The organism is Rhizobium sophoriradicis, from assembly GCF_025200795.1.
In the GTDB taxonomy this organism is placed as follows: Bacteria; Pseudomonadota; Alphaproteobacteria; order Rhizobiales; family Rhizobiaceae; genus Rhizobium; species Rhizobium sophoriradicis.
This window is the reverse complement of record NZ_CP104152.1, coordinates 3,851,251-3,876,659: the sequence shown is the minus strand read 5'-3', so window position 1 is coordinate 3,876,659 and position 25,409 is coordinate 3,851,251. Positions and strand designations below refer to the sequence as shown.

Here is a 25,409-nt window from a genome sequence, read left to right as displayed (position 1 = left end):
GCTATGGCACCGACTTCACCCGCCCAGAATGGCAAGGCCTACCAATATGTCGATCACTCCTATGACGTGATCGTCGTTGGCGCCGGCGGCGCTGGCTTGCGCGCGACACTCGGCATGGCCGAGCAGGGTTTCCGCACCGCCTGCATCACCAAGGTTTTCCCGACTCGTTCGCACACGGTCGCGGCCCAGGGCGGTATCGCCGCCTCGCTGCGCAACATGACGCCGGACAGCTGGCAATGGCACCTTTACGACACGGTCAAGGGTTCCGACTGGCTCGGCGACGTCGACGCCATGCAGTATCTCACCATGGAAGCGCCGAAGGCGGTCTATGAGCTCGAGCATTACGGCGTGCCGTTCTCGCGCAACGAGGAAGGCAAGATCTATCAGCGCCCGTTCGGCGGCCACATGCAGAATTACGGCGAAGGCCCGCCGGTGCAGCGCACCTGCGCCGTCGCCGACCGTACCGGCCACGCCATCCTGCACACGCTCTACGGCCAGTCGCTGCGCAACAATGCCGAATTCTTCATCGAGTATTTTGCGCTCGACCTGATCATGTCGGAAGACGGCAGCCGCTGCATCGGCGTCGTCGCCTGGTGCCTCGATGACGGCACGATCCATCGCTTCGCCGCCAAGATGGTGGTGCTGGCGACCGGCGGCTACGGCCGCGCCTATTTCTCGGCGACCTCTGCCCATACCTGCACCGGCGACGGCGGCGGCATGGTGGCGCGCGCCGGCCTGCCGCTGCAGGATATGGAATTCGTGCAGTTCCACCCGACCGGCATCTACGGTTCGGGCTGTCTGATCACCGAGGGCGCACGCGGCGAAGGCGGCTACCTCGTCAACTCCGAGGGTGAACGCTTCATGGAGCGTTATGCGCCTTCGGCCAAGGACCTTGCCTCGCGCGACGTGGTTTCACGCTGCATGACGCTGGAGATCCGCGAAGGCCGCGGCGTCGGCAAGAACAAGGATCACATCTTCCTGCATCTCGACCACCTCGATCCGGCCGTTCTGCATGAACGCCTGCCGGGGATTTCCGAGAGCGCCAAGATCTTCGCTGGCGTCGACGTCACACGCGAGCCGATCCCGGTTCTACCGACCGTCCATTACAATATGGGCGGCATTCCCACCAACTATTGGGGCGAAGTGCTGAACGCCGACAGCGCCAATCCGGAGCGGATCATTCCCGGCTTGATGGCGGTGGGTGAGGCAGGCTGCGCTTCGGTGCACGGCGCCAACCGCCTCGGCTCCAACTCGCTGATCGACCTGGTGGTCTTCGGCCGGGCTGCTGCGATCCGCGCCGGCGAGGTGATCGACCGCGCAGCGCCGATCCCGCATCTCAACGTTTCGGCCTGCGACAAGATCATGGACCGCTTCGACCGTCTGCGCTATGCCGGCGGCGGCACGCCGACGGCTGAGCTGCGCGAAAAGATGCAGCGCGCCATGCAGGAAGACGCGGCCGTCTTCCGCACGCAGGAGTCGCTGGAATCCGGCTGCCGGCGCATTTCGGCGATCTGGCAGGAAATGCGTGACATCAAGGTCACCGACCGCTCGATGGTCTGGAACTCGGATCTGGTGGAAACGCTGGAGCTGCAGAACCTGATGGCCAACGCCATCACGACGATCTATGGCGCCGAGGCCCGCAAGGAGAGCCGCGGTTCGCATGCCCGCGAGGATTATACCGAGGGCGCATTCGCCGGCCGCGACGACGTCAACTGGCGCAAGCATACGCTTGCCTGGGTCAACGAGGCGGGCGACGTGAAACTCGACTATCGCCCTGTGCACACCGAGCTGATCGCCGAGGGCATCGATCCGTACAAGATCGAGCCGAAGGCCCGCGTCTACTGATTTCAAGAGGAACCTGGTATGGTTGAACTCGCTCTCCCCAAGAATTCTCAGATGCGCGAAGGCAAGGTCTGGCCGAAGCCGGCGGGTGCGACGAACACCCGCGAGTTCCGCGTCTACCGCTGGAGCCCGGATGACGGCCAGAACCCGTCGATCGACACCTTCTACATCGATGTCGACGATTGCGGTCCGATGGTGCTCGACGGCCTGCTCTACATCAAGAACAAGATCGATCCGACCCTGACGCTGCGCCGGTCCTGTCGCGAAGGCATCTGCGGCTCGTGCGCGATGAATATCGACGGCACGAACACGCTTGCCTGCACCAAGGGTCTCGACGATATCAAGGGCGCGGTGAAGGTCTATCCGCTGCCGCATATGCCTGTTGTCAAGGATCTTGTGCCCGATCTCAGCAACTTCTATGCCCAGCATCGCTCGATCGAGCCCTGGCTGAAGACGGTGTCGCCGACGCCGGCCAAGGAATGGAAGCAGAGCCATGAGGACCGGCAGAAGCTCGACGGTCTTTACGAATGCATTCTTTGCGCCTGCTGCTCGACCTCCTGTCCGAGCTACTGGTGGAACGGCGACCGTTATCTCGGCCCGGCCGTGCTGCTGCAGGCCTATCGCTGGCTGATCGATTCCAGAGACGAGGCGACGGGCGAACGCCTCGACGATCTCGAGGATCCCTTCCGCCTTTATCGCTGCCACACGATCATGAATTGCGCGCAGACCTGCCCCAAGGGGCTCAATCCGGCCAAGGCAATTGCCGAAATCAAGAAGATGATGGTCGAGCGCCGGGTCTGATCGCCGTGCAAGCCGATGGCGGAATGGACGGCTTCGATCCAGAAGCCGTCAGAGAGATCAGGTCACGGCTCGCCTCGGTCCGCGAGCAGGGCATCCGTATCGGTTTTGCGATCGAAAGCGGCAGTCGCGCCTGGGGATTTCCCTCTCCCGACAGCGATTATGACTGCCGTTTCGTCTATATCCGTCCCGTCGAACATCATCTCGCGCTTGCTACGGTGCGTGATGTCATCGAGTTTCCGATCGTTGGCGATATCGATACCGGTGGCTGGGATCTGCGAAAGGCGCTGCTGCTTGCCCTCAAGGGAAACGCAGTGGTGGTCGAATGGCTGAAATCGCCGATCGCTTATGAAGAGGAAGCGGGTTTTCGCTCGCGTCTCGGCGCGCTTCTTGATCACATCATGGTGCCGGAAAAGGTCGCTGCCCATTATGTCGGGCTCATGCGGCAGCATTTTCAGAGCCAAGGCGAGGGGGCGATCAAGCTGAAGAAGCTGCTTTATACCGTCCGCCCGGCCGTCGCGCTCGAATGGATGCGGCAGCGTTCGTTTCGCGCGCTGCCGCCGATGAATATGCTGGAATGCCTCGAGGCGATCTCGATCGCTCCCGATGTTCGAACGGCGATACTTGATCTCGTGCATGTCAAGAAACAGACGCGCGAAATGGGGGAAGGTCAGCCGCCAGTGCTGGTGCGATCCTTTCTGGAGAGTTCGTTCGAGCGTTATTCGCAGATATTGCGGGAGTTCGACAAGGATCCGGACAGAGATCAGCGCGCGCAACACCTTGCTGACAAATTCTATGTGCAGGAAGTTTTGCAGCGGGACAGTTGAACTGTATCGTTTTTCGGTTAGTTGTTGTCACGGGCAATTTATGCCGCCCGACTTGATTAACCAAAGCGAATTACGATAATCGGATCTTCTCTCACGTCCGTTTCTCTGCGGCGACAGCCGAATTTCAGGAGTATGATGATGCAGTTGCGATATGCGATGACAGGTCTGGTGGTGGCTCTCGCGCTAGCCGGTTGTCAGCGTACGGCATATGATTACAGCTCCAACTCTCCCAGCGCCGCGCCGGCGCCGCTGACGGCGCAGCCGGTTCCCTCCGTGCAGGGCGGACAGCTTCCGCCGCCGGCCGGCAGCTCTCAGTTCCCGGCCGCGCCGGCGTCGACATCGCCGATGCCGGGTGCCCAGCCGGGCGCGGTCGCCGCGAATGCGCTCGACGTTACGAAGGAATCGATGGTCGGAAACTGGCGCGTCAACGGCAGCTGCGACATGTTCCTGACGCTGACCAATCTCGGTAGCGGGTCGCGCGGCGGCACGCGCGGCTGCGTCGGCGAGCTGACGGCCATGGGCTCCTGGGAGGTTGCGGGCAAGCAGGTGCTGCTCAAGGACCGTTCGGGCAACCAGATCGGCAGCGTCTACAAGACGGCCGATAACCGCTTCCAAGGCCAGACGAATACCGGTCAGCCGATCAGCCTCAGCCGGTAATCAACCGGCGCGGTAAACGATCCGGCGGCGCCCCGCCGATGACTGACAGGCGGACATGCCCTTATGCAGCCAATGCCAGACTATGCGCTCAGCGTCTGCGAACAGCTTAAATCGCTGACGCTTTCCGGTGCGTTGCAGGTCGATTCCGCCCAGATGGATGTGGCCAAAAGCCTGGATCGGGTGCTCGCTGGGCTGAAGCAGCAGCGACCGGCGGCGAAATCGAGCGCGCTCGGCTGGCTGTTCGCCTCGAAGAAGAAAGCCGTAGGCGGCATCAAGGGGCTTTATATCCACGGCAGCGTCGGACGCGGCAAGACCATGCTGATGGATATGTTCTTCTCGATGGCGCCGTGCCGAAAGAAGCGGCGGGCGCATTTCCATGAGTTCATGGCGGATGTGCACAACCGCATCGCGGCGCATCGGCTGAAGCTCAAGAACGGCGAGACGAAGCAGGCCGACCCAATGCCGCCGGTCGCCGCGGCCCTTTACGAGGAAGCGGAACTGCTCTGCTTCGACGAGTTCACGGTCACCGACATTGCCGACGCGATGATCCTGTCGAGGCTGTTCTCCGAACTGTTTGCGCGAGGCTGCGTGCTGGTCGCGACTTCGAATGTCGAGCCCGATAATCTCTACAAGGATGGTCTCAACCGCGGCCTGTTCCTGCCTTTCGTCGCCTTGCTCAGGGAGCATGTCGATGTCGTCACGCTGGATTCGCCGACCGATTACCGGATGGAGAAGCTGAGCAGCCAGCCCGTCTATCTCGTGCCGATCAACGAACATAACGACATGGCGATGGAGGCGTCCTGGACGCAAGCACTGCATGGGCGCAAGGCGCAGCCGCTCGATATCCCGATGAAAGGACGCTCGATCCATGTGCCGCTCGCCGCCGACCGCATGGCCCGGTTCTCCTTCGCCGATCTTTGCGACAAGCCGCTCGGCGCAGCCGATTTCCTCGCCATCGCCGAGCGCTTCGATACGGTCTTTGTCGATCACGTTCCCTTGCTCGGGCCGGACAAACGGAACCAGATCAAGCGTTTCATCATTCTGGTCGATACGTTCTACGATCACGCCGTGCGGCTTTACATATCCGCGGCGGCAATGCCGGAGGAGCTGCTCGTCAATCGCCGGGGCACGGAAGGCTTCGAATTCGAGCGTACGGCGTCGCGCCTCTTCGAAATGCGCAGCGCTGAATATCTTGCACTGCACCATGATAAACGCGCCGCCGAGTAACAATTTGGTGACGGAAACTCTTACGTTTACGTAAGAGTTTTGGTATCTAAACGATTGAAAATGCTGCATCAAAATTAATGCATTGCCATTTTTAGGCTTTGGGTCTATGCGATTGCGTCATTGAGCGGTGCCTAAGCGTCGTTCGACGAATTTGATCGCAAAGGAAACAGCGAAATGGCGCGTAACAAGATCGCACTCATTGGTTCTGGCATGATTGGTGGCACGCTGGCGCATCTCGCCGGCTTGAAGGAACTGGGCGATATCGTCCTCTTCGACATCGCCGATGGCATTCCCCAGGGCAAGGGCCTCGATATCGCACAGTCCTCTCCGGTCGAGGGCTTCGACGCCAACCTGACCGGCGCCAGCGACTATTCCGCCATCGAAGGCGCTGACGTCTGCATCGTCACCGCCGGCGTTCCGCGCAAGCCGGGCATGAGCCGCGACGACCTTCTCGGCATCAACCTCAAGGTCATGGAGCAGGTCGGCGCCGGCATCAAGAAATATGCGCCGAATGCCTTCGTCATCTGCATCACCAACCCGCTCGACGCCATGGTCTGGGCGCTGCAGAAGTTTTCCGGCCTTCCCGCCAACAAGGTCGTCGGCATGGCCGGCGTTCTCGACTCCTCGCGTTTCCGCCTCTTCCTCGCCAAGGAATTCAACGTCTCCGTCCAGGACGTGACGGCCTTCGTTCTCGGCGGCCACGGCGACACGATGGTGCCGCTCGCCCGCTATTCGACCGTCGGCGGCATTCCGCTCACCGATCTCGTCACCATGGGCTGGGTCACCAAGGAGCGCCTGGAAGAGATCATCCAGCGCACTCGTGACGGCGGCGCAGAAATCGTCGGCCTGCTGAAGACCGGCTCGGCCTATTACGCACCGGCCGCCTCGGCGATCGAAATGGCCGAATCCTACCTCAAGGACAAGAAGCGCGTTCTGCCTTGCGCTGCCCATCTCACCGGCCAGTACGGCGTCAAGGACATGTATGTCGGCGTTCCCACCGTCATCGGCGCCGGCGGCGTCGAGCGCGTCATCGAGATTGACCTCAACAAGACCGAGAAGGAAGCCTTCGACAAGTCCGTCGGCGCCGTCGCCGGTCTTTGCGAAGCCTGCATCAACATCGCGCCCGCCCTCAAGTAATCGGCGCTGACGTCATCGAAACAGGGATAGACCCATGAACATTCATGAATATCAGGCCAAGGCTCTGCTGAAGGGCTATGGCGCACCGGTTGCCGAGGGTGTGGCTGTCCTCAAGGTCGAAGAGGCCGAGGCTGCCGCCAAGTCGCTTCCCGGCCCGCTCTATGTGGTCAAGAGCCAGATCCATGCCGGCGGCCGCGGCAAGGGCAAGTTCAAGGAACTGGGTCCCGATGCCAAAGGCGGCGTGCGTCTCGCCAAGTCCATCGACGAAGTGGTTGCCCATGCCAAGGAAATGCTCGGCAATACACTGGTGACGGCGCAGACCGGCGAAGCCGGCAAGCAGGTCAACCGCCTCTATATCGAGGACGGTGCCGACATCGCCCGCGAGCTTTATTGCTCGCTGCTGGTCGACCGTTCGGTCGGCCGCGTGGCCTTCGTGGTTTCCACCGAAGGCGGCATGGACATCGAAGCTGTCGCCCATGACACGCCCGAAAAGATCCAGACGATCGCCATCGATCCGGAAGCCGGCGTGACGGCTGCCGACGTCGCAGCGATCTCCAAGGCGCTGGCGCTCGAGGGTGCCGCTGCAGAAGACGCCAAGTCGCTCTTCCCGGCGCTCTACAAGGCCTTCAACGAGAAGGACATGGCGCTGCTCGAGGTCAATCCGCTGATCGTCATGAAGGGTGGCCATCTGCGGGTTCTCGACGCCAAGATGTCGTTCGACGGTAACGCGCTCTTCCGCCACGACGACGTCAGGACGCTGCGCGACGAGACCGAAGAGGACGCCAAGGAAATCGAGGCCTCCAAGTGGGACCTCGCTTACGTCGCGCTCGACGGCAATATCGGCTGCATGGTCAACGGCGCAGGCCTTGCCATGGCGACGATGGACATCATCAAGCTCTACGGCAAGGAGCCGGCCAACTTCTGCGACGTCGGCGGCGGCGCCGGCAAGGAGAAGGTCGCTGCGGCCTTCAAGATCATCACTGCCGATCCCAAGGTTGAGGGCATACTCGTCAACATCTTCGGCGGCATCATGAAGTGCGACGTCATCGCCGAGGGCGTCATTGCCGCGGTCAAGGAAGTCGGCCTCAAGGTTCCGCTCGTCGTGCGCCTTGAAGGCACCAATGTCGAGCTCGGCAAGAAGATCCTGAACGAGTCGGGTCTCGCGATCACGGCGGCTGACGACTTGGACGATGCGGCCAAGAAGATCGTCGCGGCGATCAACGGCTAATTTGAAGGATCGGAAAGAATGTCTATTCTCGTCAATAAAGACACCAAGATCCTGGTTCAGGGTCTGACCGGCAAGACCGGAACCTTCCACACCGAACAGGCGCTTGCTTACTACGGCACGCAGATGGTCGGCGGTATCCACCCGAAGAAGGGCGGCGAAACCTGGACCGGCGCAAAGGGCGAAAGCCTGCCGATTTTCGCGACCGTTGCCGAAGGCAAGGAAAAGACCGGTGCCGACGCGACCGTCATCTATGTTCCGCCGGCCGGTGCGGCCGACGCCATCATCGAGGCGATCGACGCCGAAATCCCGTTCATCACCTGCATCACCGAGGGCATTCCCGTCATGGACATGGTCCGCGTCAAGGCGCGCCTCGACCGCTCCAAGTCGCGCCTGCTCGGCCCCAACTGCCCTGGTATTCTGACGCCCGAAGAATGCAAGATCGGCATCATGCCGGGTTCGATCTTCCGCAAGGGTTCGGTCGGCATCGTCTCCCGTTCGGGCACGCTGACCTATGAAGCGGTGTTCCAGACCTCCAACGAAGGCCTCGGCCAGACGACCGCCGTCGGCATCGGCGGCGACCCGGTAAAGGGCACCGAGTTCATCGACGTCTTGGAAATGTTCCTGGCCGACGAAGCCACGCAGTCGATCATCATGATCGGCGAAATCGGCGGTTCGGCAGAAGAAGACGCTGCGCAGTTCCTCAAGGACGAAGCCAAGAAGGGCCGCAAGAAGCCGATGGCCGGCTTCATTGCCGGCCGCACGGCGCCGAAGGGGCGCACCATGGGTCATGCCGGCGCCGTGGTATCCGGCGGCAAGGGCGATGCGGAATCGAAGATCGCAGCGATGGAATCGGCAGGCATTCGCGTCTCGCCGTCGCCGGCTCGTCTCGGCAAGACCTTGGTTGAAGTCCTCAAGGGCTAAGCCAGCCATATAGACCGGGCGGAAGAACGGCATCTGCGTTTCCGCCCGGTGTGACAGCACGAGACCAGCAGATGCGCCGCGGACAGGCGGCAATCGGAATGCGGCAGCCGGTGACGAAGCCGGCAAATTCATCAAAGTCAGGAGGCGGACGGAAGCGTCCGCATATCACCATGGCACGGCAAGAAGCCAACGAGCAGTTTCAGATCACCTCGTTTCTGGATGGCGCCAACGCGGCCTATATCGAGCAGCTCTATGCGCGCTACGAAGAGGATCCGGCATCGGTCGACGATCAATGGCGCGCCTTCTTCAAGGCGCTGGAAGAGGATCCTGCTGATGTGAAGAAGGCGGCCAAGGGAGCCTCCTGGCGCAAGAAGCACTGGCCGCTGGCCGCCGGCGGCGATCTGGTGTCGGCGCTCGACGGCAATTGGGGCATCGTCGAGAAGGCGATCGAAACCAAGGTGAAGGCAAAGGCCGAAGCCGCCGGCAAGCCGGCCGACACCACCGACGTGCTGCAGGCGACGCGCGATTCGGTGCGCGCCATCATGATGATCCGCGCCTATCGCATGCGCGGCCATCTGCACGCCAAGCTCGATCCACTCGGCATCGCCGCTACCGTCGACGACTATCATGAGCTGTCGCCGGAAAATTACGGCTTCACATCAGCCGATTATGATCGCAAGATCTTCATCGACAACGTGCTCGGCCTGGAATACGCGACCATCCGCGAGATGATCGAGATCCTCGAGCGCACCTACTGCTCGACGCTCGGCGTCGAATTCATGCATATCTCCAATCCGGAGGAGAAGGCCTGGATCCAGGAGCGGATCGAAGGGCCAGACAAGGGCGTCGCCTTCTCGGCGGAAGGCAAGAAGGCGATCCTTGCCAAGCTCATCGAAGCCGAGGGTTACGAGCAGTTCCTCGACGTCAAGTTCAAGGGCACCAAGCGTTTCGGTCTCGACGGCGGTGAATCGCTGATCCCCGCACTGGAACAGATCCTGAAGCGCGGCGGCCATCTCGGCCTTAAGGAAGCGGTATTCGGCATGGCCCATCGCGGCCGTCTGAACGTGCTCTCCCAGGTGATGGGCAAGCCGCACCGCGCCATCTTCCACGAGTTCAAGGGCGGTTCCTATGCGCCTGACGAAGTCGAAGGTTCCGGCGACGTGAAGTACCATCTGGGCGCTTCCTCCGACCGCGAATTCGACGGCAACAAGGTGCACGTCTCACTGACGGCAAATCCGTCGCATCTCGAAATCGTCGATCCTGTCGTCATGGGCAAGGTTCGCGCCAAGCAGGACATGAGCGCTACGGTATGGGACGGCGACATCATTCCGCTGTCTGAACGCGCCAAGGTGCTGCCGTTGCTGATCCACGGCGACGCGGCCTTCGCCGGCCAGGGCGTCATTGCCGAAATTCTCGGCCTCTCCGGTCTGCGCGGCCACCGTGTCGCCGGCACCATGCACGTCATCATCAACAACCAGATCGGCTTCACCACGAACCCGGCCTTTTCGCGCTCGTCGCCCTATCCGTCTGACGTCGCCAAGATGATCGAGGCGCCGATCCTGCACGTCAACGGCGACGATCCGGAAGCCGTGGTCTACGCCGCCAAGATTGCGACCGAATTCCGCATGAAGTTCCACAAGCCGGTTGTGGTCGACATGTTCTGCTATCGCCGCTACGGTCATAACGAAGGCGATGAACCGTCCTTTACCCAGCCGAAGATGTACAAGGTCATCCGCGGCCACAAGACGGTGCTGCAGCTTTATGCAGATCGTCTCGTTCGCGAAGGCCTGCTCACGGATGGCGAAGTCGAAAAGATGAAGGCCGACTGGCGCGCGCATCTCGAGCAGGAGTTCGAGGCCGGTCAGAGCTACAAGCCGAACAAGGCCGACTGGCTGGACGGCGAGTGGTCGGGCCTGCGCACCGCCGACAATGCCGACGAGCAGCGCCGCGGTAAGACCGCCGTGCCGATGAAGACGCTGAAGGAGATCGGCCGCAAGCTCTCGGAGATCCCGGCAGGCTTCAATGCGCACCGCACGATTCAGCGCTTCATGGAAAACCGGGCCAACATGATCGCCACCGGCGAGGGCATCGACTGGGCGATGGCAGAAGCGCTCTCCTTCGGGGCGCTCTGCCTCGAAGGCCACAAGATCCGCCTGTCCGGCCAGGATTGCGAGCGCGGCACCTTCTCGCAGCGCCACTCGGTTCTCTACGATCAGGAGACCGAAGAGCGTTACATTCCGCTCGCCAATCTTTCGCCGACGCAGGCACGCTACGAAGTCATTAACTCGATGCTTTCGGAAGAGGCCGTGCTCGGCTTCGAATACGGCTATTCGCTCGCCCGCCCGAATGCGTTGACGCTCTGGGAGGCGCAATTCGGCGATTTCGCCAACGGCGCGCAGGTGGTCTTCGACCAGTTCATCTCCTCGGGCGAACGCAAGTGGCTGCGCATGTCGGGCCTCGTCTGCCTGTTGCCGCACGGCTATGAGGGCCAAGGTCCGGAGCATTCCTCGGCTCGCCTCGAGCGCTTCCTGCAGCTTTGCGCCGAAGACAATATGCAGGTCGCCAATGTCACGACGCCGGCGAACTATTTCCACATCCTGCGCCGGCAGCTGAAGCGCGACTTCCGCAAGCCGCTGATCCTGATGACGCCGAAATCGCTGCTGCGCCACAAGCGGGCGGTCTCGACGCTGGCCGAAATGGCCGGTGAATCCGCCTTCCATCGCCTGCTCTGGGACGATGCCGAGGTGATCAAGGACGGCCCGATCAAGCTGCAGAAGGACAACAAGATCCGTCGAGTCGTCATGTGCTCCGGGAAGGTCTACTACGATCTTCTCGAAGAGCGTGAAAAGCGCGGTATCGACGACATCTACCTGCTGCGCGTCGAACAGCTTTATCCGTTCCCGGCAAAGGCGCTCATCAACGAGCTGTCGCGCTTCCGCAACGCCGAAATGGTCTGGTGCCAGGAAGAGCCGAAAAACATGGGCGCATGGTCGTTCATCGATCCTTTCCTCGAATGGGTGCTTGCCCATATCGATGCGAAATACCAGCGTGTCCGTTACACCGGCCGTCCGGCTGCCGCCTCGCCGGCGACGGGCCTGATGTCGAAGCATCTGTCACAGCTCGCCGCATTCCTCGAGGATGCATTGGGCGGTTAAATCAAGGGGGGCGTAATGGCTTATTTCTTTTTGAGACTGCTGCCGCCGCGCCCCACTTTTCCGCATGACGGGACCGGGGAGGAAATGGCGGCGATGAAACGCCATGTCGAATACTGGCATCGGCACGCCCTTGCGGGATCGGCAGTCGTCGTCGGTCCGGTGTTCGAGGGTGCAGGCGCCTTCGGCATGGCGGTCGTCGAAGTCGAGGATCAGGCGGCGGCCCAGGCTCTTGCCGACGGCGATCCGATCATCGCCTCCGGTTTCGGTTTCCGTTTCGATATCCTGCCCATGCCCTCGATCATCTTGCGGCCGCCCGCCGTCTGAAACGCTTAAAACGAACACACACGAAATCAGGATCTGAACAATGGCCACAGAAATCCGCGTTCCAACTCTCGGTGAATCCGTCAGCGAGGCTACCGTCGGCACCTGGTTCAAGAAGGTCGGCGACGCCATCAAGGCCGACGAGCCGATTCTCGAGCTTGAAACCGACAAGGTGACCATCGAAGTTCCGGCACCGACCTCCGGCACGCTTTCGGAAATCGTCGTCGCCGCCGGCGAGACCGTCGGCCTCGGCGCCCTGCTCGGCCAGATCGCCGAAGGTGCCGCCGCCGCCGCCGCGCCCGCCGCTGCCGCACCGGCCGCCGCTCCTGCCCAGCCAGCGCCGGCGGCTCCCGCTCAGCCGGCGCCGGTTGCCGCTGCGGCGGCATCGTCGTCGAGCGCTTCCGTCTCCACCATGCCGCCGGCCCCCGCGGCCGCGAAGATGCTGGCCGAAAGCAACCTTTCCGCCGATCAGATCGACGGCAGCGGCAAGCGCGGCCAGGTGCTGAAGGGCGATGTCATCGCCGCCGTTGCCAAGGGCATCTCCGCACCGGCCGCTGCCCCGGCGGCAGCGCCCGCCGCTGCGCGCGGCCCGTCGACGGTCGAGGATGCCTCGCGCGAAGAGCGCGTGAAGATGACGCGCCTGCGCCAGACGATCGCCAAGCGTCTCAAGGACGCGCAGAACACCGCCGCCATGCTCACCACCTATAATGAGGTGGACATGAAGGCGGTCATGGATCTGCGCAACAAGTACAAGGACATTTTCGAGAAGAAGCACGGCGTCAAGCTCGGCTTCATGGGCTTCTTCACCAAGGCGGTAACGCATGCGCTGAAGGAACTGCCGGCTGTTAATGCCGAGATTGACGGCACCGACGTCATCTACAAGAACTACTGCCATGTCGGCATGGCCGTCGGCACCGACAAGGGCCTCGTCGTTCCCGTCATCCGCGATGCCGACCAGATGTCGATCGCCGAAATCGAGAAGGACCTCGGCCGTCTTGCCAAGGCAGCCCGTGACGGCTCGCTCTCCATGGCCGACATGCAGGGCGGCACCTTCACCATCACCAATGGCGGCGTTTACGGCTCGCTGATGTCCTCGCCGATCCTCAACGCACCGCAGTCCGGCATTCTCGGCATGCACAAGATCCAGGAGCGGCCGGTGGCGATCGGCGGCCAGGTGGTCATCCGTCCGATGATGTATCTGGCGCTGTCCTACGATCACCGCATCGTCGACGGCAAGGAAGCGGTCACCTTCCTCGTGCGCGTCAAGGAAAGCCTGGAAGATCCGGAGCGCCTGGTTCTCGATCTCTAAGGGAGCTTTTCGATGCGGAACCGGATCATGCGAGCGGCGCGCCTTGTTCTTTGCGCTGCCGCCGCGCATGTCCCGGTTTCCGCGTCGGCTGGTTGGGACGTCAGCAAGGCAAGCAGCAATTTCGAGCTGGTGACGCTCGGTGACGACGAACTCTCCGGACGGTCGATCAACGTGATCCATATGGGCAATGTCGAGCTGACCTCGGGGCGCATCGTCGCCGCCGATCCGCTCGCCCAGCCCGATCGGCCGGCGCTCGCCAGGACGGTTGCGCCAGGCGAATACCCGGTGACGCTCTACCAGGCGTTTGGGCGCATCGCCGCCGCCAGCATGCGGTTTGCCGAAGGCAGGCCGGATCGTTGGGAGCTTGCCGTCCTACCCGGACAAGATCCGGCAACGCTGAAGGACGACGAGATCTTCGGCTACCCCGTCGACGCCGGCGTCGGCTGCTACATGGATGCGCAGACGCTTGCTCTGATCGACGAACGGCAAGCGCAGGTGCAGGCGCAAAAGCCCGGCGCCGACATCAATTATTACGACGACGTGCTGGCTGCGGATCTCGACGCCAACAAGAGCATCTACGCGCTGCACCGGCCGGTCGCCGGCAAAAAGGGCAATGTCGCGGTGTTCTGGAGCGGCTGGGGCGACGGGTTCTATCCGGTCTTCTGGGGACTCGACAGGGACGGTCACGCGCTGGTGCTGCTGACCGATTTCGGTTTGATCGAGAACGCCGACGGGCGAAGGGAACCGAAGCTGCAATGAGTGGGGTCGGGATCACGGCGGGATGGAAAAGCGTGGCTGCAATCGCGGCCGCCGCGTTTGTCGCTGTTCCTGTGAACGCGCTCGGCGCCGCCTGCAAGCAGGAACAGGCCGTCTATGTCGATCGCGACGGCGCCTATGAATTGCGCTTTTCACCGCTGAATTCTGCGTCGGCCGCCGCCAGCAATCAGTTCAAGGTCAGCGCGCTGGAGACGCCTGTGGTGATGGAAGGCTATGTCATGCCATCGGAAGATCCGGTGCGTGCCATTGGAATCCTGATGTTCAATTGTCCCGAGGGCGACGCGACCGGCGCCGATCTCGATGCCTGCACGGTCTGGCAGGGCGCTGTCTACGGCATGGATGCCAAGGGCGAGATGGACAATCTGCAGCCGGAAGGTGCTGCGGCCGCCGAAAAGCTTGTGCTTCCCGGCCTTGGCCCCGCCATTCGCGAATCCAGCGCCTGGGGTAAGGGCAAGGCTTCGGTGGCGCCGTGGGACGTGCTGACATTCAAGGAGTGTGCGATATGAGCGATACCCCTGTTGTTCTCGTGACCGGCGGAAGCCGCGGCATCGGCGCGGCGGTCTGCCGGCTTGCTGCGCGCCGGGGTTGGCGCGTCGCGGTGAATTACGCCGCGAGCCGGCAAGCGGCGGATGCCGTCGTTGCGGAGATCACCGACAGCGGTGGCGAGGCGCTGGCCATCCAGGGCGATGTCGGCAAGGCCGCGGATATCGCCGCGATGTTTACGGCGGTCGATGGCCATTTCGGCCGGCTCGACGGACTGGTCAACAATGCCGGCATCGTCGACTATCCGCAGCGGGTCGACGAGATGCCGGTCGAGCGGATCGAACGCATGCTGCGCGTCAATGTGACCGGCTCGATCCTCTGCGCCGCCGAGGCCGTGCGTCGCATGTCGCATCGCCATGGTGGTCAGGGCGGGGCGATCGTCAACGTCTCGTCGATGGCGGCGATCCTCGGCTCGGCGACGCAGTATGTCGATTATGCGGCATCGAAAGCGGCGATCGACACCTTCACCATCGGGCTTGCGCGCGAGGTCGCCGGAGAAGGAATTCGCGTCAATGCCGTCAGGCCAGGCATCATCGAAACCGATCTCCATGCATCGGGTGGCCTGCCGGACCGGGCGCGCGAAATGGCGCCATCGGTGCCGATGCAGCGGGCCGGCATGCCGGAGGAGGTGGCGGATGCAATCCTCTATCTGCTTTCACCGTCGGCGTCCTATGTCACCGGATCGATCCTCAATGTGAGCGGCGGCCGTTAGAAGGACAGGGCGAAATCAGCATGAGTTATATCTTCGAATTTCTTGGCCTGATGGCTGTCTTCTCGATCTTCATCGTCGTGCCGGGCGCCGATTTCGCTGTCATCCTGCGCCAGAGCATCGTGCATGGGCGTCGCGCCGCCATCATGACCGGGCTGGGCATGGGCTTCTCGCTGCTCTTTCATGTCAGCTATACGATCCTTGGCCTCGGGATCATCGTTTCCAAGTCGCTGATGCTGTTTGCGATGATCAAATGGGCGGGTGTCGCCTATCTCGTCTATCTCGGCATCAAGTCGTTCCGCGAACCGGGCTTCAAGGTGCAGGAGATCGAAGTCACGGGCGAAGACCGCAAGTCGGCGTCGATGCTGACATGCCTCGGAATGGGTTTCATCACCAATGCGCTGAACCCGAAGCCGGTGCTGTTCTTCCTGTCCTTGTTTTCGACGCTCGTCCATCACGACACGCCGGCGCTTATCCAGTTCTCCTACGGTATCGGCATGGCGGCGGCGCTGGTCGCCTGGTTTGCCGGCGTTTCCTATTTCTTCACGGTCAAGATGATCCGTGACCGCTTCATCGCCAGCGGCAAATGGTTCAACCGCATCACCGGAGCGGCACTCGTCGGCTTCGGCTTCCGCCTCGCGCTGTCGCGCGCCGCCGACTAATTGAAAAATCCAAAGGAAAAGAAGCAATGTCTTACGATGTGATCATTATCGGAACCGGGCCGGGCGGCTATGTCTGCGCCGTCAAGGCAGCCCAACTCGGCCTCAAGGTTGCCGTCGTCGAGAAGCGCGCCACCTATGGCGGCACCTGCCTGAACGTCGGCTGCATCCCGTCGAAGGCTTTGCTGCATGCCTCCGAAATGTTCCATCAGGCAGGTCACGGCATGAGCGCGCTCGGCATCGATCTTCCCGCACCGACGCTTAACCTCGCCAATATGATGGCGCACAAGGATGCGACGGTGAAGTCGAATGTCGACGGCGTCGCCTTCCTCTTCAAGAAGAACAAGATCGATGCCTTCCAGGGCACCGGCAAGATCGTCTCGGCCGGCAAGGTTGCCGTCACCGCCGAGGACGGCCAGGTGCAGGAGATCGAAGGCAAGAACATCGTTATCGCCACCGGTTCGGATGTCGCCGGCATTCCGGGAGTGCAGGTCGAGATCGATGAAAAGACCATCATTTCCTCCACCGGCGGTATTGCGCTGGACAAGGTGCCGGAAACGCTGATCGTCGTCGGCGGCGGCGTCATTGGTCTCGAACTCGGCTCGGTCTGGTCGCGCCTTGGCGCCAAGGTCACGGTCGTCGAATATCTCGACACCATCCTCGGCGGCATGGACGGCGAAGTCTCCAAACAGTTCCAGCGCATGCTCGCCAAGCAGGGCATCGATTTCCATCTCGGCGCCAAGGTCACCGGCGTCGAAAAGGCAGATACGGGCGCCAAGGTCACCTTCGAGCCGGTCAAGGGCGGCGATAAGGTGACGCTCGACGCCGAGGTCGTGCTGATCGCCACCGGCCGCAAGCCTTATACGGCAGGTCTCGGCCTCGAAGAGGCCGGTGTTGCGCTCGACAATCGCGGCCGCGTCGAGATCGACGGTCACTTCAAGACCAATGTCGCCGGCATCTATGCGATCGGCGATGTGGTCAAGGGCCCGATGCTGGCGCACAAGGCGGAAGACGAGGGTGTGGCGCTTGCCGAAATCATTGCCGGGCAGCATGGCCATGTGAACTACGATGTCATTCCGAGCGTCGTCTACACGCAGCCCGAGATCGCCTCGGTCGGCAAGACCGAGGAAGAGCTGAAGGCGGCGGGTATCGCCTACAAGGTCGGCAAGTTCCCGTTCACGGCGAACGGCCGCGCCCGTGCGATGCTGGCGACCGACGGCTTCGTCAAGATCCTCGCCGACAAGGAAACCGACCGCGTGCTCGGCGGCCATATCGTCGGCTTCGGCGCCGGCGAGATGATCCACGAGATTGCTGTGCTGATGGAGTTCGGCGGTTCGTCGGAAGATCTCGGCCGCAGCTGCCACGCGCATCCGACGATGTCGGAAGCGGTCAAGGAAGCCGCGCTCGCCACCTTCTTCAAGCCGATCCACATGTAAGCTTACATCTTCGTAACGAAGCGCGCAGCCGCTTGCCGCGAGGCAGGCGGCTGTTTTAGTTGTTGCATGACGATTGGCTGAAGGCTGCCGGTTCAGTTCACCGCAGTCACGGTAAAGCCCTGCTTGCGCAGCAATTCGATGACGCCGGCTTGGCCGGGCAGATGCAAGGCGCCGACGGCCATGAAGACGTTGCCGCCGTCGAGAATGGGAGCGGCGCGTTCGGCCATCACCTTGTTGCGGTCGAGGATGACGCGCTGTTCGAAGGCTGCATAGTCGCTGTCTTCGCCTTGCTTCTCCGGCGTCACGGTCTTCAGCATCGGCATGGTCATGCCGATATCGCCGGAGAGGTAGAGATCGGTCATGGTTTCGACGACGTCGCTCATCTTGTCGCCGAGTTCCAGCGTCTCGATCAACGACTTCATATGGAATTCGACCGGCAGGTCGGCCATCGCCTGGATCTGTTCGGCAAGGGTCTCCAGCCCCTTGACCTGCTTGCCCTGAGCAACGGCGTCGGTGGCGATCTTCTGGTCGAGGAACTGCACGCCCCTGGCCTTCCGGGCGAGTTCGCAGGCCGGCAGCGCGACGGCGCTCGAGATCATCCATGGCCTCATGCGGGAGACGGCGCTGAGCGGGATGCCGCGCTTCTTGAGGCCCGCTTCCAGCCGCCTGTAATCCTCGGCAGACAGCAGCTTGTCGATCGTCGTGCCGTCGGTGAACATCGTCAGTTCCGGCCGCGCCAGCAGGGCGGCGGTCGCCTTGCGTTCATCGAGGATTTCGTCGGATTCGATGATGATCGTATTGGCGGCGTCGTGGGCTGCCTGGGCGCGCGGCGGCAAGGCCAGCACGCGCGGATCGGTGACATGCATGCTGCCGAGCAGCCATGAAGGCTGAAGTCCTGTTTTTTCGATCTTCCAGAAGATGCCCTTGCCGTTCGGCACCGCCTCGGCTTCCTTGACCGCCTCGGCGTAGCGGCTGGGGTCGCTCTGCTGCAGATCGATCATCAGATTGCGTCCGGTGCAGGCGCCGTCTTCGGCCGAGGCCGGCCGTGCCGCCAGGAAGGCGACCAACAGCGCCGCAAGAAGCAGCATGTGGAAGGCTGCAATCAACCAGAGCAGCAGGTTGCCGGATGCTGCAAGGAATGAGGTCCGGCGGCCGATTGATGTCGTCATGATGATGTTCCGGTCACATGCTCTATGTTTCTCATGCTCTACGCTCGGCTTGCGCATAATCCTTTAAGAGAATGCGTTAACGAAAACTTAGCGCATCGTATCAAGTCGGATTCATGAGCGCTGAGCTTGCCGATAGGCCGCGGGCCGCTGTCACAGCCATGCATCAGGCGCGCGGATGGGCCCGATCATACACCTCGAGCAGCCGCGACGCATCGACGCCGGTATAGACTTGCGTCGTCGATAGGCTGGCATGTCCGAGCAGTTCCTGGATGGTGCGCAGATCGCCGCCGCCGGCAAGCAGGTGGGTGGCGAAAGAGTGGCGAAGCGCATGCGGCGTCGCCGTCTCCGGCAGGCCGAAGGCGCTGCGCAGCTTCTGCATGGCGCGCTGGATGATCGCCGCCTGCAGCTTGCCGCCGCGGGCGCCGCGAAACAGCGGCGCGCCGCTTTCGAGATGATATGGGCAGAGCGTGCGATATTTCTCGACCGCGTCGAACACCACGGGCAGCAGCGGCACCAGCCGCGTCTTGTTGCCCTTGCCGGTGATGCGCAGCGTCGCCGCCCCCTTCGGCAGGTCGGCAGGAACGAGATCCAGCGCCTCGGAGATGCGCAGGCCGCAGCCGTAGAGCAGCGTCATGACAGCCGCATCACGCGCGGCGATCCAGGGCTCGTCATGGAGCTGGGCTTCGTTGCTGACGACGGTGATCGCCTGCGTGTCCGACAGCGGCTTGGGAAGCGACTTCGGCTGTTTCGGCGAGCGGATCGCGGCAGCGCCGGCGGCATTGACCAGGCCCTTCCTTTCGAGATGGCGCAACAGCGAGCGAAGGCCCGCCAGGTTGCGCCCGAGCGAGCGGGCGCCGGAGCCCTGTTTGCGTCGGGCCGCGAGAAAGGCGCGGAAATCGGCGGGGCGCAATTCCCGGATGTCGCTAAGCGTCGCCGGGCCGGCGAGATGGCCGGTCAGAAAGGTCAGGAACTGGCGAGTGTCGCGCTCATAGGCATCGAGCGTGTGCTCGGAAAGACGGCGCTCGCGAGCGAGGTTTTCGAGCCAGGCGGCCCGTTCCGCCATCAGGCGCGGATCGGCGATAACAAGCAGTTCGTTCACGTCGCGCCTTGAATTTGCCCTTAAGTCCGCCAATTTGAAGCAGGAACGGTTATGGAATTGCTAATGCCGGCCAAGCCTTTGTCATCCTTAGATCATATTGTACTGCGATAGCTTACAGCCCATAGACAGGATCTTTCATGGCACCGCGCGACTCCATGACGGCTTTCGGACAGCTCGCGGAAGCGATTGTTCTTGTTTCACAGGGAAAGCCCGGCCATATCGTCGACATGCTGATTGCCGAACGCGGCCAGAGGATCGTGAAAAATCCGCTCTGGCCGGTCATGCGGCCGTTCCTCTACACGCTTCTGCGCTATAACAAGGCGATCGAATTCGCCAATGCGGTTGCCAAGATGCCGGGCTTCCAGGCGTTCGAATATTTGAGCGGCGTGCTGAAGCTCGACATCGGCATCGCCAATGGCGAGCGCATCCCGGATACAGGCGGCTTCATCCTCGTCAGCAACCATCCCACAGGCATCGCCGACGGTGTTGCCGTATTCGACCTTCTGAAATCGCGTCGGCCCGACATGATGTTCTTTGCCAATCGCGATGCGATCCGCGTCAATCCGCGCTTCGCCGAGATGGTCATCCCGGTCGAGTGGCGGGAGGAGCATAAGAGCAAGCTCAAGGCGCGTGAGACGCTGCAATTGACCAACCACGCGGTGAGGGAGGGCAAGGCGACCGTGCTCTTTCCATCAGGCCGTATCGCCTATTGGGCGAACGGCCGGCTGAACGAACGCCCATGGAAGACGTCGGCGGTTGGGCTGGCGCGCAAATACAATCTGCCGATCCTTCCGGTCCACATGACGGCGCGCAATTCCGGACTGTTCTACTGGCTGGCGAAATGGTCGACGGAACTGCGCGACATGACCGTCTTTCATGAATTGTTGAACAAGCGCGGCGACCGTTTCGATTTCGTGATCGGCAACCTCATCCCCGCCGAGCATCTCGACGGCGATCTCAACGAGGTGACGAAGGCGCTGGAGAAACATACGGTGTATGATTTGGCCAGCGATGGCGATGTCACCTTCGTGCCGGTCGGCATGCCGGCCGCGGCGATGCCGCGCGAGATTCCGGTACCTGCCGTCTAGATGCGTTGGTATTGCCATGACGATCGATATCCGCATTATCCGCGATCGATTGCCGCAGGAGATCGCAAAGCTCGAACACGATGCCCGGCAGGAGGGCCATCTCCATATCACCCGCCTCATCGGCGATTGGTCGGCCGGTGCCGTCAGGTTCGAGCGTGACGGCGAAAGGCTGCTGGCCGCCTATGTTGCGGAGGGGCTTGCGGGCATCGGGGGCATGACCATCGAGCCCACCATGTCAGGGGCGTTGCGGATGCGGCGATTCTGTATTCGTCCCGCAATGCGCAGGCGCGGCATCGGCCGGATGCTCGCCCTTTCTCTGCTCGATCATGCACGCCCCTGCTGCAGTATCGTCACTGTTCATGTGGGAAATGATGCTGCGGCGAAATTCTGGGAGTCGCTCGGGTTTCAGCCGCGCGCGCGGAACCGCTATAGCCATGTTCTCGAGCTCGATGGGTCAGGCTGCCCTGACGGCGAAAAGACGTTGTTTCGACAACCATAGCCGTCGCAATCATACCTGCCGCTTCGATCTATCGTCCCGCCCTCAGGCGCCGATCTCCTTGAGACGGATGGTCTGGCGGGCCAGCAACCGCTCGACATCGGCAATATCGAGTGCCGAAAGCCTCGCGCCCGGTTTGCGCAGCGTGGCGGACTTGATGACGCCGCGCTTGGCAAGCACATATTTGCGGCAGGCAAGGCCGACGCCCTGCTGCTGTTCGTAGCGGGCAAGCGGCAGATAGGCATCGAAGATCGCATGGGCACGATCGGGATTGCCGGCCGCATAGGCTTCGACGACGCCGACCATCATCTCGGGATAACAAAAGCCGGTCATGGCGCCGTCGGCGTCGCGGCCCATCTCTTCGGGCAGGAACAGCCCGCCATTGCCGCAAAGAATCGAGATGCGCCGCATGGCGCCTTTGTCGCTGGCGGCGCGAAGTGCTGAGATCTTTGCAAGACCCGGCCAATCCTCGTGCTTGAGCATGACGCAATTCGGCACCGCGTTGACGATGCGCTCGATGACGACAGGCGCGATCGTCACGTTTGTGGTGAGTGGATAGTCCTGCAGCACGAAAGGCGTGTCGCCCAGGGCTTCGCCGACCGACTGATAGAAGGCCAAAGCCTGGTCGTCGGTCTTGACCGTCCAGGGCGGCGCAACCATGACGCCGGCAGCACCTTCGCCCATGACGGCTTCGGCAAGTTCGCGCATCGGCGCAAGTCCGGGCGCTGAGACGCCGACGACGACGGGAAGGCGCCCGTCGAGGCGCTTCAGCACACGTTCGACCACGCTCCGCGATTCCTCGGCTGTCAGCTTCGGGGCTTCGCCGAGTTGGCCAAGCACCGTCAGTCCGGTGACGCCGGCGCCCTCGTAGAAATCGACCATGCTGTCGATGCTGTCGAGATCGAGGGCGCCGTCGTCGGTGAATGGAGTTACGGCGATCACATAGACGCCCTTGGCGTCTTCGGTCAGTCTGGCCATTCGCGCGCTCCAATTCAGCGGCCGAAGAACAGCGCTTCGGCATTTCCAATTGAATCTCTCCGGCAATCTATGCGGCCAATCGTTCGTCCGGCAACCCTTTCTTAAGAGTATGGGCGATCCTGGCGGAACCGTCGCAAATCCGCATTCCTCGCAAGATGCACCGCCTCGTCTTTGCGGTTCCAATTCCGTCGATTTGCGGGCATGTTCTCGCCCGATGAGCACAGATTCGTCCGATCTCTTTGGCGCGCTGTTCGAAGCACCGCCCGTGAACCGAACGGTTCCGGTGCTGGTGCCGATGCCGGCGCCGAAACCCTATTCCTATTCGGTGCCGGAAGGCATGGCGGTCGAGCCCGGCTCGGTCGTGCAGGTGCCGCTTGGGCCGCGACAAGTGATCGGCGTGGTCTGGGACGGCGGCGAGGATGGCGTCGATCCGAAGAAGCTCCGTCCGATCAGCCATGTCTTCGACTGCCCTCCACTTTCCAGGGAGATGCGGGATTTCATCGACTGGGTGGCGGCCTATACGCTCTCCCCGCCCGGCCTCGTCGCGCGCATGGCATTGAGGGCGCCGAACGCCTTCGAGCCCGAGCCGATGGTCGAGGGGCTGAAGTTCATCGGCGGCAAACCGGAGCGGCTGACACCGGCGCGGACGCGCGTGCTCGAGACCGCTTCCGACGGCTTGTCCTGGACACGCAGCGGCCTGGCGCATGCGGCTGGCGTTTCGACCAGCGTCGTCGATGGTCTGATTACGCTCGGCATCTTCGAGACGATATTCCTGCCGCCGCCGCCAGTGGTGGCGATGCCGGATCCCGATTTTGCCGCCGCTCGCCTCGAAGGGCCGCAGAAAGAGGCGGCCGCAGAGATCGTCTCCGACATTCGCAAGGGCGAATTTACCGTATCGCTGATCGACGGCGTGACCGGCTCCGGCAAGACCGAGGTCTATTTCGAGGCGATCGCCGAGACGCTGAAACGCGGCAGGCAGGTGCTGATCCTGCTGCCGGAGATCGCGCTGACGGCCAGTTTCATGGAGCGCTTTCAGGATCGCTTCGGGGCAAAGCCCGCCGAATGGCATTCCGACCTCGCTCCGCGCATGCGAGAAAAAGTCTGGCGCCAGGCGGTGACCGGCGAAGTCAGGGTCGTCGCCGGCGCCCGCTCGGCGCTCTTCCTGCCTTTCGAGGATCTCGGCCTCATCATCGTCGACGAGGAGCATGATCCCGCCTACAAGCAGGAAGACCGCGTCTTCTACAATGCGCGTGATATGGCCGTGGTGCGCGGCCGCATCGGTGATTTCCCCGTCGTCCTGGTGTCGGCGACGCCGTCGGTCGAAAGTCAGGTCAACGGGCAGAGCGGGCGCTACAGCACCGTGCATCTGCCGACGCGTTTCGGCGATGCGGCGCTGCCCGACCTGCATCTCATCGATATGCGCAGGCACGCGCCGGAGCGCGGCGGCTTCCTGTCGCCGGTCCTGATCCGGGCGATCGGCAAGACGGTGGAGCGGCGCGAACAGGCGCTGCTCTTTCTCAACCGGCGTGGTTATGCGCCGCTGACGCTCTGCCGGGTCTGCGGTCACCGCTTCCAATGCCCGCAATGTTCGAGCTGGCTGGTCGAGCATCGCTTCCGCAAGCAGCTGCAGTGTCATCAATGCGGTCATGCCGAGCGCACGCCGGAAGCATGCCCGGAATGCGGCACGCTCGACCATCTCGTTGCCTGCGGGCCCGGCGTCGAACGTATCGCCGAAGAGGTGGAGCGGCATTTCCCGCAGGCGCGGACGATCGTTCTCTCCTCGGATATCATGGGCGGTGTGAAGCGGCTGCGGCTGGAGCTCGATGCCATCGCCAGGGGCGAGGCCGATATCGTCATCGGCACCCAGCTCGTCGCCAAGGGCCATAATTTTCCGCTGATGACGCTGGTCGGTATCATCGACGCCGATCTCGGCCTCGCCAACGGCGATCCGCGTGCGGCCGAGCGCACCTTCCAGCTTCTGTCGCAGGTGACCGGCCGGGCCGGGCGCACCGGGCTCAAGAGCCATGGGCTGCTGCAGACCTACCAGCCGCAGCATCCCGTGATGCAGGCGATTGTTTCAGGTGATTCCGATGCCTTTTACGAGCGCGAGATCACCGAGCGCGAACGCGCCGCACTGCCGCCCTTCGGCCGACTGGCCTCGATCATCGTCTCGGCCGAAACCCGCCACGACGCCGAAAACCATGCGCGCGGCATGCGCAATGCAGCGCCCCAGGTGTCCGGCATCTCGGTGCTCGGCCCGGCGGAGGCGCCGCTGGCGCTGGTGCGCGGCCGCCACCGCTTCCGGCTTCTGGTGCACGGGCGGCGCAACTCCGACATGCAGGGCTTCCTGCGGGCGATGCTGTCGCAATCGCCGAAGGAGCGCGGATCGGTGCAGGTGCAGCTCGATATCGATCCGCAGAGCTTTCTGTAGATCGTTCCGCACGCTGCGTTCCCGGATCCGGCCGAGCATGGCATAAACGCAGAATCAGCGGATGATTTGGGGTCGAGGCATGGAATTTGAGTTTCCGACGGAATTTGGTGAGCAGCTTGCCTTCGGCGCAGCCGCCTTCACGGCCTTGGCCGGCTTCGTCATCATGTTTGCGCCGGGTCTTGCGATGAGGGTCTTCGGTCTGGCGTCGCGCGGCGAGCGGCGTGAAGGTTTCAGCGAGGTCCGATCGATGGGCGGCTTCTATCTCGGTCTTGGCCTCGGTGCCGTCGTGCTGGCTCAGCCGCTGATTTATACCGCCTTCGGAGCGGCGTTCGCCATGGCTGCGTTTGCCCGCATCGTCTCCATCCTGTCAGATAAGGGGAGTACTTACCTCAACTATTTACTTGTGGTTGTGCAGGCGATTATCGCGGCACTGCCACTGCTGTATGTTTTCGGCTTCTTCCAGACGTAATTTTCGCCGCCGCCGGCGGCTTCCGCGGCCCGCTTTCAGACCATTGCGCAATTTTGCAGACAGAAATTCATGCGAAAGGCGTATTCGGGCATTACGCGTGTTGCGAGTCCGAACATCCTATGTTAGACGGACC

23 protein-coding genes are annotated in these 25,409 nt (G+C 62.5%); 20 read left to right on the top strand and 3 right to left on the bottom strand.

Translation table 11 applies throughout. From position 1 onward, the window contains the following. Positions 1–3: 3 nt before the first annotated feature. The 16 genes from sdhA (at position 4) to lpdA (ending at position 17,546) form a co-directional block, all read left to right on the top strand. On the top strand, positions 4–1,845 hold the full coding sequence (sdhA, locus tag N2597_RS18990; protein ID WP_039622637.1) for a succinate dehydrogenase flavoprotein subunit: 1,842 nt from the start codon (positions 4–6) through the stop codon (positions 1,843–1,845). Positions 1,846–1,863: 18 nt separating this feature from the next. Then, positions 1,864–2,643 carry a succinate dehydrogenase iron-sulfur subunit gene (locus N2597_RS18985; protein ID WP_038691756.1) on the top strand — a complete coding sequence of 260 codons (780 nt, stop codon included), beginning with the start codon at positions 1,864–1,866 and terminating at the stop codon, positions 2,641–2,643. 23 nt (positions 2,644–2,666) lie between these two features. Further along, positions 2,667–3,467 carry a nucleotidyltransferase domain-containing protein gene (locus N2597_RS18980; RefSeq protein ID WP_210281955.1) on the top strand — a complete coding sequence of 267 codons (801 nt, stop codon included), beginning with the start codon at positions 2,667–2,669 and terminating at the stop codon, positions 3,465–3,467. A 138-nt stretch (positions 3,468–3,605) separates the two neighbouring features. Beyond that, a complete protein-coding gene (locus tag N2597_RS18975; RefSeq protein ID WP_038691754.1) occupies positions 3,606–4,124 on the top strand; it encodes a protease inhibitor Inh/omp19 family protein in 519 nt (172 codons plus the stop codon). 63 nt (positions 4,125–4,187) lie between these two features. Continuing rightward, positions 4,188–5,351 carry a cell division protein ZapE gene (gene zapE, locus N2597_RS18970; RefSeq protein WP_183598593.1) on the top strand — a complete coding sequence of 388 codons (1,164 nt, stop codon included), beginning with the start codon at positions 4,188–4,190 and terminating at the stop codon, positions 5,349–5,351. 174 nt (positions 5,352–5,525) lie between these two features. After that, positions 5,526–6,488 (top strand): malate dehydrogenase, encoded by a 963-nt coding sequence (mdh, locus tag N2597_RS18965; RefSeq protein ID WP_010034465.1) that lies wholly within the window; start codon positions 5,526–5,528, stop codon positions 6,486–6,488. 34 nt (positions 6,489–6,522) lie between these two features. Then, a complete protein-coding gene (gene sucC, locus N2597_RS18960) occupies positions 6,523–7,716 on the top strand; it encodes an ADP-forming succinate--CoA ligase subunit beta (protein WP_183598591.1) in 1,194 nt (397 codons plus the stop codon). A gap of 18 nt (positions 7,717–7,734) precedes the next feature. Further along, positions 7,735–8,637: a succinate--CoA ligase subunit alpha gene (sucD, locus tag N2597_RS18955; protein WP_038691746.1), complete on the top strand. Its 903-nt coding sequence runs from the start codon at positions 7,735–7,737 to the stop codon at positions 8,635–8,637. Positions 8,638–8,807: 170 nt separating this feature from the next. Further along, complete coding sequence (locus tag N2597_RS18950; RefSeq protein WP_039623559.1) at positions 8,808–11,792, top strand: 2-oxoglutarate dehydrogenase E1 component; 2,985 nt, start codon at positions 8,808–8,810, stop codon at positions 11,790–11,792. Positions 11,793–11,807: 15 nt separating this feature from the next. Beyond that, positions 11,808–12,116, top strand: coding sequence for a YciI family protein (locus tag N2597_RS18945; protein WP_039622629.1), 309 nt, complete (start codon positions 11,808–11,810; stop codon positions 12,114–12,116). A 40-nt stretch (positions 12,117–12,156) separates the two neighbouring features. Then, positions 12,157–13,422, top strand: coding sequence for a 2-oxoglutarate dehydrogenase complex dihydrolipoyllysine-residue succinyltransferase (gene odhB / locus N2597_RS18940; protein ID WP_038691742.1), 1,266 nt, complete (start codon positions 12,157–12,159; stop codon positions 13,420–13,422). A gap of 12 nt (positions 13,423–13,434) precedes the next feature. Continuing rightward, on the top strand, positions 13,435–14,181 hold the full coding sequence (locus N2597_RS18935) for a DUF4241 domain-containing protein (RefSeq protein ID WP_096762025.1): 747 nt from the start codon (positions 13,435–13,437) through the stop codon (positions 14,179–14,181). Then, positions 14,178–14,705, top strand: coding sequence for a hypothetical protein (locus N2597_RS18930; RefSeq protein WP_039622623.1), 528 nt, complete (start codon positions 14,178–14,180; stop codon positions 14,703–14,705). The genes N2597_RS18935 and N2597_RS18930 overlap by 4 nt, the downstream gene beginning before the upstream one ends. Next, positions 14,702–15,454: an SDR family oxidoreductase gene (locus N2597_RS18925; RefSeq protein WP_039622621.1), complete on the top strand. Its 753-nt coding sequence runs from the start codon at positions 14,702–14,704 to the stop codon at positions 15,452–15,454. Before N2597_RS18930 ends, N2597_RS18925 begins: the two co-directional genes overlap by 4 nt. A 20-nt stretch (positions 15,455–15,474) precedes the next feature. Further along, positions 15,475–16,113, top strand: a complete 639-nt coding sequence (locus tag N2597_RS18920) for a LysE family translocator (RefSeq protein ID WP_096762024.1) — start codon at positions 15,475–15,477, stop codon at positions 16,111–16,113. Between the two features lie 26 nt (positions 16,114–16,139). Beyond that, positions 16,140–17,546 carry a dihydrolipoyl dehydrogenase gene (gene lpdA, locus N2597_RS18915; protein ID WP_096762023.1) on the top strand — a complete coding sequence of 469 codons (1,407 nt, stop codon included), beginning with the start codon at positions 16,140–16,142 and terminating at the stop codon, positions 17,544–17,546. Between the two features lie 92 nt (positions 17,547–17,638). On the opposite strand, the gene N2597_RS18910 is transcribed toward lpdA, so the two are convergent. Then, entirely contained in the window at positions 17,639–18,715 is a 1,077-nt protein-coding gene (locus tag N2597_RS18910) for a TraB/GumN family protein (RefSeq protein ID WP_096762022.1), read from the bottom strand. Positions 18,716–18,878: 163 nt separating this feature from the next. Then, on the bottom strand, positions 18,879–19,814 hold the full coding sequence (locus tag N2597_RS18905; RefSeq protein WP_038691729.1) for a tyrosine recombinase XerC: 936 nt from the start codon (positions 19,812–19,814) through the stop codon (positions 18,879–18,881). Positions 19,815–19,951: 137 nt separating this feature from the next. On the opposite strand from N2597_RS18905, the gene N2597_RS18900 reads away from it, so the two are divergent. Further along, positions 19,952–20,902, top strand: a complete 951-nt coding sequence (locus N2597_RS18900; RefSeq protein WP_096762021.1) for a lysophospholipid acyltransferase family protein — start codon at positions 19,952–19,954, stop codon at positions 20,900–20,902. Between the two features lie 16 nt (positions 20,903–20,918). Beyond that, positions 20,919–21,401, top strand: a complete 483-nt coding sequence (locus N2597_RS18895; protein ID WP_096762020.1) for a GNAT family N-acetyltransferase — start codon at positions 20,919–20,921, stop codon at positions 21,399–21,401. Between the two features lie 42 nt (positions 21,402–21,443). Here N2597_RS18895 and N2597_RS18890 read toward each other — a convergent pair whose 3' ends face one another. Then, a complete protein-coding gene (locus N2597_RS18890; RefSeq protein WP_096762019.1) occupies positions 21,444–22,376 on the bottom strand; it encodes a dihydrodipicolinate synthase family protein in 933 nt (310 codons plus the stop codon). A gap of 214 nt (positions 22,377–22,590) precedes the next feature. Here N2597_RS18890 and N2597_RS18885 point away from each other — a divergent pair, with 214 nt between their 5' ends. Continuing rightward, positions 22,591–24,807 (top strand): primosomal protein N', encoded by a 2,217-nt coding sequence (locus tag N2597_RS18885; protein WP_096762119.1) that lies wholly within the window; start codon positions 22,591–22,593, stop codon positions 24,805–24,807. A gap of 79 nt (positions 24,808–24,886) precedes the next feature. Continuing rightward, positions 24,887–25,276, top strand: coding sequence for an AGROH133_08824 family phage infection protein (locus N2597_RS18880; protein ID WP_096762018.1), 390 nt, complete (start codon positions 24,887–24,889; stop codon positions 25,274–25,276). Positions 25,277–25,409 lie beyond the last annotated feature (133 nt).